Consider the following 14,037-nt stretch of genomic DNA (forward strand, 5'->3'; position numbering starts at 1 on the left):
ACTTATACAGTTTCGTTTAGCTCAATAGAATACCACGCTTTATTCTCCACTCAACCACCTTGATTGATCCAATCCTAAAACTAAACCAATAATGTGCAACTTTCCCTGATATTACGAGAAAGCTCTCACTAAAAAAGAGAAACAATTTAGCACCCAAAAATTTTCTTTGAGTTCTCTCGAATTCCATAGGTAAAGAGAATGAACTTAGGTCAAAAATTAGGCAGCGTGATCGTCAATTCACACAAAAGGAGATGATCATGAAAAAGTCTAACTACGTTCGCACACTATACGCTACCTATTGTGACAACTTAATAAGCCAACATAATATGGTTAATATCACTCAAGACTTTGACCTCAACATTACGACTTGCCATATAGAACAACTTTTCCAACATAAATCTGACGATAAACATAAAATTGTCATGTTTGACTATCAAGATCGGCAACATCTTATTCCCTATATGTCTCAATCTCACCAATTTAATATGGCTGTAGAAACAATCGTAATTAATGTTCCTCACCGCATACACACCGAAAAACTGCTGGAGCTCGGAAACTTAAAAGGCGTTTTCTATCGTCAAGATTCAACAGAACAAATACGGCTTGGACTGTCCGAAATACAGAAGGGACAAAACTGGCTCCCGCGACATGTCACGAGTCAATTAATTCACTACTATCGCCATCTATTTCGAAATCAAGCACTAAAAGCCGCTATTGATTTAACCTCCAGAGAAATTCAAATCTTACGTTCTCTTCAAACAGGCGCAAGCAATATGCAGATGGCAGAAACCCTCTTTATTAGTGAATTCACAGTGAAGTCGCACCTATATCAAATATTCAAAAAACTCGCCGTTAAAAACAGAACACAGGCAATCAGTTGGGCAAACAATAACTTAGTCTCATAAATGAGCCTGCTAGCTTTTTCGTTTTAAAATAGATATAGATATAAATAAAGATAGTTAGAAATCCCCCAAGAACATGCTAGAGTTAAATGACTAAGTTTCGCTCCAGATTTATTATAAAAAACGGATCAAAGGTTTTATCAATGATTAAAAAATGTCTTTTCCCAGCTGCTGGCTACGGTACTCGCTTCCTTCCTGCAACAAAATCAATGCCAAAAGAAATGATGCCAGTCGTCAATAAACCTCTAATCGAATACGGCGTGGAAGAGGCTATCCTTGCCGGAATGGATGGCATGTGCATAGTTACTGGACGTGGTAAACACTCCATCATGGATCACTTCGATCTTAACTACGAGCTTGAACACCAAATTAAAGGCACTAACAAAGAAGAGCTTTTAGGTGATATTCGCGAAATCATCGGTAAGTCTAACTTCACCTTTATTCGCCAGCGCGAAATGAAAGGACTAGGTCATGCAATACTAACTGGGCGCGAATTAGTTGGTGATGAACCGTTTGCTGTTGTCCTAGCGGATGACCTTTGTGTAAATGAAGAGCAAGGCGTTTTAGCTCAAATGGTCGCTCTATTCAAACAGTTCCGTTGTACTATCGTTGCGGTTCAAGAAGTGCCTGAAGACGAAACTCACAAGTACGGTGTTATCGCAGGTGAGATGATTAAAGATGACTTATTTAGAGTCGATGATATGGTCGAGAAACCAGAACCGGGTACAGCACCAAGTAACTTAGCTATCATTGGTCGTTACATCCTTACTCCAGATATCTTCGATCTAATTGAGCAAACCGAACCTGGTAAAGGTGGTGAAATTCAAATCACCGATGCACTACTAAAACAAGCTCAAGCGGGTTGTGTTCTTGCTTATAAATTTAAAGGCAAACGCTTTGACTGTGGTAGTGTTGAAGGTTACATCGAAGCAACAAATTACTGCTTCGAAAATCTTTATAAGAAAGACGAAAAGAAAGTTGAACTTGGTAAACATTCAACTGAAAAAGCTCAAAAATAATTAGCAAAAAGTCACAATCAAAAAACAGTACTGGTAATACTTACTAGTACTGTTTTTTTATCCAGTACATCTTTGCAGATACTTCACTCTATGTAATACTTGATTAACTTATCATTTCGTAAAGCATAAGAGCAAAGTTGATGGATAAAATTGAACTAAGGGGTGCTCGCACTCATAACCTAAAAAACATTAGTCTCACTTTGCCCCGAGACAAGTTAATTGTCATCACCGGGCTATCTGGCTCCGGCAAATCCTCTCTCGCTTTTGATACTCTTTATGCTGAAGGGCAACGACGCTATGTCGAATCACTGTCTACTTACGCTCGCCAATTTCTATCTTTGATGGAAAAGCCCGACGTTGATCATATCGAAGGACTATCTCCTGCTATTTCAATCGAGCAAAAATCAACATCACATAACCCTCGTTCTACAGTAGGCACCATTACTGAGGTATACGATTATCTTCGTCTGCTTTATGCACGCGTCGGGGAACCTCGTTGCCCAACTCATAACGTTCCTCTTGCTGCACAAACGATAAGCCAAATGGTTGATAAGGTTCTAGAGTTACCTGAAGGGGATCGCATGATGCTTCTTGCCCCTATCATTAAAGAACGAAAAGGCGAACATGTTAAAACACTTGAGAATCTCGCCGCACAAGGTTTTATCAGAGCTCGTATTGATGGTGAAACCTGTGATCTTACCGATCCACCAACATTAGAGTTACATAAAAAACACACGATAGAAGTGGTTGTTGACCGATTCAAAGTACGTACTGGTCTCGATCAACGTTTGGCAGAGTCATTTGAGACCGCATTGGAGCTTTCTGGTGGTATCGTCGTGGTCACTTCAATGGATGAGCAAGGAGAAGAAATCGTATTCTCATCAAACTTCGCGTGCCCTCATTGTGGTTATAGCATGAGAGAATTAGAACCTAGACTTTTTTCATTCAACAATCCAGCGGGGGCCTGCCCTACCTGTGATGGACTCGGTGTCCAACAATATTTCGACGCTGAACGAGTAATCCAAGATCCGTCATTAAGCCTGGCTCAAGGAGCAATAAAAGGATGGGATCAGCGTAATTTTTACTACTTCCAGATGCTGACATCTTTGGCTGAGCACTATCAGTTTGATCTTCAAATGCCATTTAATAAGTTAAGTAGCCAAATTCAAAATATGGTGTTAAATGGCTCGGGTAGTGAATCTATTGAATTTAAGTATGTTAATGATCGAGGAGACATTCGAGTTAAGCGTCACCCATTTGAAGGAATTTTGCATAACTTTGAGCGCCGTTATCGAGAAACAGAATCTAATTCTGTGCGTGAAGAACTGAATAAATACATCTCGAATAAACCATGTTCAACGTGTGACGGCACAAGATTAAAAACCGAAGCGCGTCATGTTTTTATTCAAGATACATCACTACCTGAAATTGTCGAACTAAGTATTTCTGATGCTTTGCTGTTCTTTGCATCTCTTCAACTTGAAGGACAAAAGGCAAAAATTGCTGAGAAAGTCATGAAAGAAATCAACGATAGACTGAATTTTCTCGTCAACGTTGGTCTGAATTATTTAAACCTATCTCGAAGTGCAGAAACTTTATCTGGAGGAGAAGCGCAACGAATTCGACTGGCAAGTCAGATTGGTGCAGGATTAGTTGGCGTGATGTACGTGTTGGATGAACCTTCAATTGGCTTGCATCAACGTGACAACGAACGCTTATTAAAGACTTTGAATCATTTGCGTGATCTTGGCAATACCGTAATTGTGGTCGAACACGATGAAGATGCCATTCGTACCGCTGACCATGTTATTGATATAGGCCCCGGAGCCGGTGTTCATGGTGGCCAGGTCGTAGCACAAGGTGATATCAACGATATTCTCTCAAGTGAGCATTCAGTTACAGGGCAGTTTTTAAGCGGAAAACGCTCTATTGAGATTCCTAAAAAACGGATAAAGCGTGATAGCAAAAAAGTTGTTGAGGTTCGTGGTGCATCAGGCAATAACTTGAATAATGTCAATTTATCTATCCCTGTAGGCTTGTTCACGTGTGTCACTGGCGTATCTGGCTCAGGAAAATCAACATTAATCAACGATACGTTTTTCAAGATTGCTCATACCGCATTAAATGGAGCAACCACATCCACACCTGCCCCGTATAAAAAAGTCAAAGGGCTAGAACACTTTGACAAGGTCATTGATATCGACCAAAGCCCTATCGGTCGAACTCCTCGCTCAAACCCAGCGACTTATACTGGTATTTTTACCCCGATTCGAGAACTGTTTGCTGGCACTCAAGAAGCTCGATCTCGAGGGTACAAGCCGGGACGTTTCAGTTTCAATGTCCGTGGCGGTCGTTGTGAAGCCTGCCAAGGTGATGGGGTAATTAAAGTTGAAATGCACTTTTTACCCGACGTATATGTCCCATGTGATATCTGTAAAGGAAAACGCTACAACCGTGAAACATTAGAAGTGCACTACAAAGGTAAAACGATCGATGAAGTACTTGGAATGACGGTTGAAGATGCACATACCTTCTTCCAACCTGTTCCCGTTATTGCTCGAAAATTGCAAACCTTAATGGATGTCGGGCTTTCTTACATTCGATTAGGGCAAGCCGCAACAACGTTATCAGGCGGTGAAGCCCAACGAGTTAAGCTTGCTAAAGAATTATCCAAACGCGACACCGGAAAAACTTTATATATCCTAGATGAACCCACAACAGGCCTTCATTTTCACGATATTGAACAACTGCTTTCTGTACTCCATCGCTTACGCGATCATGGGAATACAGTTGTAGTCATTGAGCATAACTTAGATGTCGTTAAGACCGCAGATTGGATAATTGATCTCGGACCAGAAGGAGGCCAAGGTGGAGGCGATATTATTGCTCAAGGTACACCAGAACAAGTATCAAAAGTTGAACATTCTCACACCGCCAGATTCCTAAAGACTATGCTAAACTAGAATTAAATTTCTATTTGCTTGATGATAGAAACAAGTAAATAATTCTGACGGACACGATGGCACAATTACTGGTTAGAGGAACGCAACTTCAAGACAGCCCAGCAAAGGCACCGCTTAATAAACGGTTCATCTTTGCTTTAGGGGTCATTTACCTGTTTGCTATCCACCTACCTTGGCCTGTATTTTCATTGGTTGAGCGCCCTACCAATAGCGCAATGCCAACGAACCTTATCACTTGGATGTCGATAAGCCTACTCATTAGCCTTGGCTTAGTTCAAGTAATACGTCATCGTTATTTACGCTACTCAAAGCTCACTATCGGCTTCTTTGGTTGCAGTATTTTAATGACACTGCCTTTACTTTACAGCAACCCTCAAATAGATGAATCAAGTCCACGCCTTATAGGTTTTTGGGCTGGTTTTCTCTTGTTTGTTTTACTGCAGCAATTTCATTTCAGTAATCAACACAAACAGCGGATTATTTGGTTTATTGTATTGGCAGGATGGATTGAAGCTATTCGAGGTTACCTATTATTTGATATTCTTCAGCTCAACTTGCCACAGCTGGCGCAAGTTTCCGTTTGGCTCAGCAATAATCAAATCGTTACCACATTTAGTGACTCTAACTCCATAGCCGCTTTTTTAGCCACTGCGGTCGTTGCTTCTGGATACTTGTTATCACGAATAATTAAGCAATACAGTCAGTTTAGCATTGTAGCCTTACTTTACCTTACCCCTGCACTGATGCTGCCACTGATTTTTATGCATTCGCCAATTATCGCGACATCAACCACCATTATTGGCTGTATGATGATATTGCCTTACCTATATAAGTTTGCCAGCCTCAAAAGGCTAAAGGGGTGGACGGTATCGTTGTTTATTGGTGTCACAATTAGCCTTGGAATGTTCTATCAATCTAGCGAAGAAGTTATCTCAATAGAGCGCCAACATGTGAATAGCTATATAACAAGCATCAAGCAAGCTTCGAATATGCTTATAGAAAAACCATTTACAGGATATGGTTATGGGCGTTTTGACGAAGAATACGTCTTATATAGTGCACGACAACATCAGTTAAACCCAACGTTTCCACCAGCACTGACCGATCATATTCATCCACAAAATGAACCTATCTATTGGGCTGTCGAAGGAGGAGTATTAACATTATTATCGATGATTTTAGCGGCAATAATGGGAACAGGTCGAATTATATCGGCGAAGAATGGCACCCGTTTAGCGAGCTTTGCTTTGCTTTTACCTATATCGATACAAGCTCAATTTTCATCACTATTCTACGTTTCAAGTATTCATTGGATTACGTTGATGATTCTCTTTTTCTGGGTTGATCAACGCGTAGCTCGCTATAAATCAATACCAATAGTGAAATGGCAAAACAAAATCATAACATTGGTCACCGTATTAATTCCGATGATTACTATTTTTACCATCGTTGGAATATTACACGACCAACAGCGCTTAACTCAATACCGACAAACGCTAGATAACCTCACACTAAACCAGCTCATCTTGCCTTCACTTTGGCAAGATGAGCTAAAAGAGTTTTCTTTAGTTTATGCATTAGAACATTCGAAGAAAAGCACACATACTGAAACGGATGTTCAGTGGTTACTCAATAAAATAAAATTACACCCTCGTCCATACTACTATCAATTATTAATCGATATGTACCATCAACTTGGTGATGAAAACCGAGCTAAACGAACACAAACAGAAGCACGTTATTTGTTTCCAACAGAGTCTTTTATATCAAAATACAGTGATACTGCGCGACTTAATTAGTTACGGTTAAATATCAACGGGCTTTTTCTAAGGCTTGCTCTAGAGCACTTAAACATAGTGCAATATTTTCTTCACTTGCACTGTAGCCCATTAATCCTATTCGCCACGCTTTACCCGCTAATGCCCCTAGGCCTGCTCCGATCTCTAAATTGAAATGCTCAAGAAGGTAACTTCTCACTTTGGCATCATCAACACCATCTGGAATATAAACCGAGTTAAGCTGTGGTAAACGAACACTTTCTTCAACCACAAATGTTAACCCAAGAGCCTCAAGGCCATCACGTAATTGATTGTGCATATGACGATGTCTAGCCCAAGCTGTTTCAAGTCCTTCTCTATGAAGTTTTAATAACGCCTCGTGTAACGCGTATAAAGCATTAACTGGAGCAGTATGATGATAGCTGCGTTTTCCTTCCCCACTCCAATATCCAAGCACAAGACTTTGATCTAAAAACCAACTCTGTACTGGAGATGTTCGTGACTGAATTTTTTCAATCGCTGCACTCGAAAAAGTGAGTGGTGATAATCCAGGTACGCACGATAAACATTTTTGGCTACCAGAATAAACGGCGTCTAATTGCCATTCGTCAACCAATAGAGGCACACCACCTAGTGAAGTTACCGCATCAACAATCGTAAGCATGCCCTTCTCTTTTGCCATGCGAGAGATCGCTCGTGCATCACTTAATGCGCCAGTAGACGTTTCTGCATGAACAAAGGTGACGATTTTTGCATCTTGGTTAGCATTTATTGCAGCTTGGACTTTATCTAGACTAACTGCCGTTCCCCATTCATCATCAACGACAATGGCTTCACCACCGCAACGAAGAATGTTTTCACGCATTCGCTCACCAAACACGCCATTCCGACAAACGATAACCTTATCACCAGGCTCAATTAGATTGACGAAACACGCCTCCATTCCAGCGCTACCGGGTGCTGAAACCGCAATGGTAAAACTATTCTCCGTTTGAAATGCGTATTTTAGTAACTCTTTCAATTCATCCATCATTCCAATAAACAATGGGTCAAGGTGCCCGACAGTCGGGCGACTAAGTGCTTGCAATACCTGCGGAGAAATGTCCGATGGACCTGGTCCCATTAAAATACGTCGTGGTGGCTGAAAACTTTCGAACAACATAGCAATGCTCCTTTATTTATTATCGTTCTCGAGCCTAACGAAAAATTGAGCTTAGGACAATTCGACTCAAGTCTAGTGCATCTAGCATTTTTAACGTTTTTTGATGAAACACACCAGTCGTAATAAATTTCCCGTTGACAAAAGTCACACAAAAACGTTCAATACACTCGCTATAAAGCAGAAGAGGAGCACTGCCTAGGTAGATGTTTTGTGGAGCCTCAACTCCGATACAAAACATTAATGGGGAGCAGTGCCGAGGTAGGTCTTATTTGTGGGTATGACTTATCGGGTGATTGGGCTGAATCCCATCAACTGTCATCAGTTCTCAGCTGATGAGGGGCTTCTGAGGTATTGGTTAAATTCACCTCTAAACTCGCTCTAGAAATTCTCTCTTCACAAATATTAATCGTTGTGACCCAACATATTTTTTCATTTCATAAATCGTGGGAGAAATGCCGTGAGTGCATTCAATGTAGCCAAATTTGGCGGAACTAGTGTCGCAAACCATGAAGCGATGAGCCGCAGTGCCGACGTGGTTGCTGCAAACGAAAGTACTAAACTGGTTGTTAGTAGTGCTTGTTCTGGAGTAACGAATTTATTAGTAGAACTCGCCAATGGAACAAAAGATACAGAGCGACGCCAAGAGTTACTGTCTCAACTGGCGGAGATTCACTTCTCGATAATTGAGAAACTCAATGATCAACAAGTAGAAATTAAAGCTGAGATTCAAGCAATATTAGATACCATATCGAGTTTAGCAGAAGCCGCATCATTCCAATCAAGTGCAAAACTAACGGATCATTTAGTCGCGTGTGGTGAGCTAATGTCTACATTTCTTTTTGCTCAAGTCATGCGAGATAAAGGAATGGATGCAGTCCGCTTTGATATTCGCGAAGTATTGCGCACCGACGACAACTTTGGTTGTGCAGAGCCTCAAGTTCAGGAGATTTCAACTCTAGCCAAAGAAAAACTAGAACTACTTTGTCAGAAGCACATTGTTGTAACTCAAGGTTTTATTGGTTCAGATGTAGAAGGTAACACGACCACACTAGGTCGGGGTGGAAGTGATTACTCTGCAGCATTAATAGCTGAAGGCGTTCAAGCCGCAGGGCTAGAGATTTGGACAGACGTACCTGGTATCTATACAACCGATCCTCGCATTGCTCCCGAGGCGCGAGCCATTCCAGAAATCAGTTTTAGTGAAGCGTCAGAGATGGCCAATTTTGGTGCTAAAATTCTTCACCCATCAACATTGTTACCCGCATTACGCCACGGTATTCCTGTTTTCGTAGGCTCCTCAAAAAACCCAGAAAAAGGCGGCACGTGGATTCGTAAGCGTGTAGAAAGTGCACCTTTGTACCGAGCATTAGCACTCCGAGCTAACCAGACAATGGTGACGATCCGAAGTGCAAAAATGTTCCATGCGTATGGTTTCTTAGCTAAGGTTTTTGAAATTCTGGCAAAACACAAGGTATCTGTCGACTTGATCACCACTTCAGAAATCAGTGTCTCACTTACGTTAGATAAAACTGATACGTCAGGCGGAGCCCCAGAACTGCCACCTGCAGTTCGTGCTGAATTAGAAGAGCTGGCAAATGTAGAAGTAGAACGTAACTTGAGTTTGATTGCGCTTATCGGCAATCATATGGAAACAAAAGGATATGCTAAAGAGGTATTTGGCACTCTTGGTGATTATAACCTGCGTATGATTTGTTATGGCGCGAGTGACCACAACTTATGTTTCCTCGTTGATGCCGACGAAGCAAAAGGGGTAATTCAGAAACTTCATTTGGATCTATTCGAATCAGAGTAATGACTCTCAATTTAGTTTCAAAAAAAAGAGGTTAGCTTAATGCTAACCTCTTTTTTATTCACGAATACCGATAATACAAGCTGTTATCCGATATTTGGACCCAACCATTTCTCAGCTACAAGCATATCCCAGCCTTTACGTTGAGCATAATCTTCAACCTGATCTTGTTGAATCTGAGCAATGGCAAAATAACGACTCTCTGGATGAGAAAATATCCAACCAGAAACTGCGGCACCTGGATACATTGCATAACTGGTTGTTAACTGCATACCAATTTCTTGCTCAACATTCATCAGATCCCAAATAATTTGCTTTTCTGTATGCTCAGGACAAGCAGGGTAGCCAGGCGCTGGGCGAATACCTTGATATTTCTCTCGAATCAAATCGTCGTTGCCTAAGCTCTCATCCGCAGCAAAGCCCCAGTAATCTTTACGGGTTTGTTGATGTAGATACTCGGCAAAGGCTTCAGCTAAGCGATCGCATACGGCTTGAACAAGAATGGCATTATAGTCATCATTATTCGCTTTATAACGATCCGCCACTTCACGCTCACCGATTCCACCTGTAACAGCAAAAGCAGCTATATAATCAGCAACACCCGACGATTTGGGCGCAACATAATCCGCAAGACAATGATTGATGAAAGGTGGCTTTTTCTCGGACTGCTGACGTAATTGATTACTCACTTGTAATACTTCTGAACGAGACTCATCGCGGTATATTTCAATATCATCGCCCACACTATTTGCAGGGAAAATACCTACAATACCCGATGCAGAGATTTCACCTTCAGCTTCCACTGTGTCCAACATTTTTAATGCATCGTTAAACAAGCGAGTCGCTTCTTCGCCAACAACCTCATCCGTTAGTATACGAGGATATTTACCCGCTAACCCCCATGTCATAAAGAATGGTGTCCAATCAATATATTCTCGTAAAGTTGTGATCGACATATTTTTAATTACCTGCACACCTAGTTTATTCGGTTTAGGTGGCTGATAAGATGTCCAATCAATTTGCGCGGCGTTGGCGCGTGCACGTTCTAATGAGATAGGTTTACTACGAGGACGCTTATTCGCATGTTGTTCACGCACACGTTCATAGTCGGTATTTAACTTAGCAACAAAGTCAGGTTTTGTTTTTTCATTTAGCAATAACTGACAAACACCAACGGCACGAGAAGCATTTGAAACATAAACCACAGGTTCATCGTAGTTTTGTTCAATTTTTACAGCGGTATGTGCTTTGGATGTGGTAGCGCCGCCAATTAATAATGGCAGCTTCAAGCCTTGACGTTGCATCTCTTTGGCAACATAAACCATTTCATCTAATGATGGAGTAATAAGTCCGGAGAGGCCAATCATATCAGCATTTTCAGCAATCGCTGTTTTAATGATCGTTTCCGTTGGAACCATAACCCCAAGATCAACAATCTCATAGTTATTACATTGTAAAATAACTCCGACGATGTTTTTGCCAATATCGTGTACATCACCCTTTACGGTTGCCATCACGATTTTACCATTGGTTTCACCTGCCTGCTTGGTCGCTTCAATGAAAGGATTTAAATACGCGACGGCTTGCTTCATTACTCGTGCTGATTTAACAACCTGTGGTAAAAACATTTTCCCGGCACCAAACAGATCACCAACAATATTCATACCATCCATCAAAGGCCCTTCGATCACCTCGATTGGCATATCTGCATTTAGGCGAGCCGCTTCTGTATCCTCTTCAATGAACTCTGTAATGCCTTTTACTAATGCATGTGCAATTCGCTCATTGACAGGCAGTTCGCGCCACAATAATGCAGATCCATCATCAACCTTTTCTTGCCCTGCATCTCGATACTTATCCGCGATATCAAGCAATGCGTCGGTTGCATTAGGGTTTCTATTGAGAACAACATCTTCAACGGCGTCTTTTAACTCTTTTGGAATGTCATCATAAATCGCGAGTTGCGCCGCATTAACAATGCCCATATCCATACCATTTTTAAAACAATAGTAAAGGAACACAGCGTGAATCGCTTCACGCACAGGGTTATTACCACGGAAAGAAAAAGAGACATTGGAAACACCACCCGAAATCATCGCATGAGGAAGGTTATCTTTAATATCCTTTACTGATTCAATGAAATCTACCGCGTAGTTATTATGTTCTTCAATACCCGTTGCAACGGCAAAAATATTCGGGTCAAAGATAATATCTTCTGGCGGGAAACCCACTCGATTTACTAAGATATCGTAGGATTTTTGACAGATTTCAAATTTGCGTTCTCGGGTATCCGCCTGACCAACCTCATCGAAGGCCATAACAATAACAGCAAAACCATAGCGACGAATTAGCGTTGCTTGCTTGATAAAGTTATCAACTCCCTCTTTCATACTGATAGAGTTGACAATACCCTTACCCTGAACACATTTAAGTCCTTCTTCTAAAATTTCCCATTTAGAAGAGTCGACCATAATGGGCACTTTACAGATATCAGGTTCTGAGGCGCATAAGTTTAGGAAGCGCTTCATAGCAAATAATGAATCAAGCATCGCTTCATCCATATTGATATCAATAATATCAGCGCCTGCTTCCACTTGATGTAACGCAACGTCTAATGCTTCATCGTACAGTTCTTCTTTAATTAAACGCTTGAAACGTGCTGATCCGGTTACATTGGTACGCTCACCCACATTTTGAAATAGCGAGTCTTTACTAATTGTTAGTGCTTCTAAACCACTTAAACGACAGGCAACTTCGATCTCTGGTAACACACGAGGCTTAACACCTTCAACGGCTTCATACATTGCTTTGATATGTGCTGGCGTAGTACCACAACAGCCACCCACCAAATTTAAAAAGCCGCTTTCAGCCCACTCTTTAATATGGCCAGCCATTTCATCAGCTTCTAAATCGTATTCACCAAATGCATTAGGCAAACCCGCATTAGGGTGAGCAGAAACATATGTTTCAGAGATACGCGACATTTCTGCAACGTATTGACGCAACTCATCAGGACCCAATGCACAGTTCAAACCAAATGAAATTGGTTCAATATGACGTAGCGAGTTGTAAAAAGCTTCTGTGGTTTGTCCGGATAACGTACGCCCTGAGGCATCCGTGATGGTACCTGACACCATTACAGGTAATTTATATCCTATTTGCTCAAACACACCACTAATCGCAAAAACAGCAGCTTTAGCATTGAGTGTATCAAAAACCGTTTCAACGAGAATTAAATCACTGCCACCTTCGATTAGGGCTAATGTAGATTCTGTGTAAGCTTCAACTAATTCATCAAAGCTCACATTACGAAAACCGGGATCATTTACATCAGGAGAGATAGAACAAGTTCTATTAGTTGGGCCTAAAACACCAGCAACAAAACGTGGACGATCTGGTGTTTCCGCTGTTTTTTCATCTGCAACTTTTCGAGCAATACGTGCAGCTTCCAGGTTTATTTCTGCAGAAAGAGATTCCATCTCATAATCTGCCATTGCAATCGTAGTCGCGTTAAAAGTATTCGTTTCCAGAATATCAGCACCGGCATCTAAGTATTCTTTATGAATATCTCGAATTATTTTCGGTTGGCTTAATACTAAAAGATCATTATTACCTTTAAGATCACAATGCCAATCAGCGAAACGTTCTCCACGATAATCTTCTTCTTGAAGCTTATAATTTTGGATCATAGTTCCCATCCCGCCATCGATAAGCAGGATTCGTTCTTTTAGTTGCGATTCAAGCTGATCTTTTACATTCTTTACCACGTTACAGCCTCGTTCTATTAATTTTCTTTATACTTCTAACAAACAACACTAGAAATCTAGACGTCTAAAAAAGCACACATACTAGGCATTTTAACATGAAATATACAAGTCACTCTATTAAAGAAAAACATAATAAAGATGAAAGATTTTCATGAACACATTACCTTCGGTCTAGTGATATTAGATAGGAGAAATTTGATAAGTATTCAGCGATATTAGATTTGTTATTCTCCAAAGAGAAAGTCATAGCACAAAAAAACAAAGATACTCTATTTGACAAAGAGTTGCGCTTCCCACATAACCACTAACCAGCTGAACTGCCGCTCCAAACTTACTAACACAGTCACTACGCTTCCAGCACCATCTCTAACAAACAAACACAAAAAAGCCTTAGCATTTCTGCTAAGGCTTATGTGCTCTATTGTAAAGTATATGGCGGAACGGACGAGAGTTCCTATGTTGCAAGATACAGCGGTCCCCGGCGTGACAGGTCCCTTTCTCTAAACAAATAAGCTAACCAACTGAACTTCCGCTCCACTTTCACTAACACTGCGACGAAGCTTTTAGCACAATCGCTAACAAACAAGCACAAAAAAGCCTTAGCATTTCTGCTAAGGCTTATGTGTAAATGGCGGA

At 41.0% G+C, this 14,037-nt stretch carries 7 protein-coding genes and 1 riboswitch; of the genes, 5 read left to right on the forward strand and 2 right to left on the reverse strand.

The features are described 5' to 3' along the window. The first annotated feature begins 257 nt into the window (after nt 1-257). From ACXJY6_RS18950 to ACXJY6_RS18965, 4 genes are all read left to right on the forward strand, one after another. Nucleotides 258-905: a LuxR C-terminal-related transcriptional regulator gene (locus ACXJY6_RS18950; RefSeq protein ID WP_456053040.1), complete on the forward strand. Its 648-nt coding sequence runs from the start codon at nt 258-260 to the stop codon at nt 903-905. A gap of 140 nt (nt 906-1,045) precedes the next feature. After that, nucleotides 1,046-1,921, forward strand: a complete 876-nt coding sequence (gene galU, locus ACXJY6_RS18955; RefSeq protein WP_456053041.1) for a UTP--glucose-1-phosphate uridylyltransferase GalU — start codon at nt 1,046-1,048, stop codon at nt 1,919-1,921. A gap of 140 nt (nt 1,922-2,061) precedes the next feature. After that, nucleotides 2,062-4,884 (forward strand): excinuclease ABC subunit UvrA, encoded by a 2,823-nt coding sequence (gene uvrA / locus ACXJY6_RS18960; RefSeq protein WP_458769283.1) that lies wholly within the window; start codon nt 2,062-2,064, stop codon nt 4,882-4,884. A gap of 56 nt (nt 4,885-4,940) precedes the next feature. Further along, a complete protein-coding gene (locus ACXJY6_RS18965) occupies nt 4,941-6,683 on the forward strand; it encodes a PglL family O-oligosaccharyltransferase (protein ID WP_458769284.1) in 1,743 nt (580 codons plus the stop codon). Between the two features lie 13 nt (nt 6,684-6,696). On the opposite strand, the gene ACXJY6_RS18970 is transcribed toward ACXJY6_RS18965, so the two are convergent. Then, nucleotides 6,697-7,824, reverse strand: coding sequence for a pyridoxal-phosphate-dependent aminotransferase family protein (locus ACXJY6_RS18970; protein WP_458769285.1), 1,128 nt, complete (start codon nt 7,822-7,824; stop codon nt 6,697-6,699). Between the two features lie 173 nt (nt 7,825-7,997). After that, a riboswitch (Lysine riboswitch) is annotated at nt 7,998-8,175 on the forward strand. 106 nt (nt 8,176-8,281) lie between these two features. Here ACXJY6_RS18970 and lysC point away from each other — a divergent pair. Then, nucleotides 8,282-9,637 carry a lysine-sensitive aspartokinase 3 gene (gene lysC / locus ACXJY6_RS18975; protein WP_456053045.1) on the forward strand — a complete coding sequence of 452 codons (1,356 nt, stop codon included), beginning with the start codon at nt 8,282-8,284 and terminating at the stop codon, nt 9,635-9,637. Nucleotides 9,638-9,720: 83 nt separating this feature from the next. On the opposite strand, the gene metH is transcribed toward lysC, so the two are convergent. Next, complete coding sequence (gene metH, locus ACXJY6_RS18980) at nt 9,721-13,401, reverse strand: methionine synthase (protein WP_458769286.1); 3,681 nt, start codon at nt 13,399-13,401, stop codon at nt 9,721-9,723. Nucleotides 13,402-14,037: the final 636 nt, after the last annotated feature.

The organism is Vibrio phycocola (assembly GCF_054404255.1).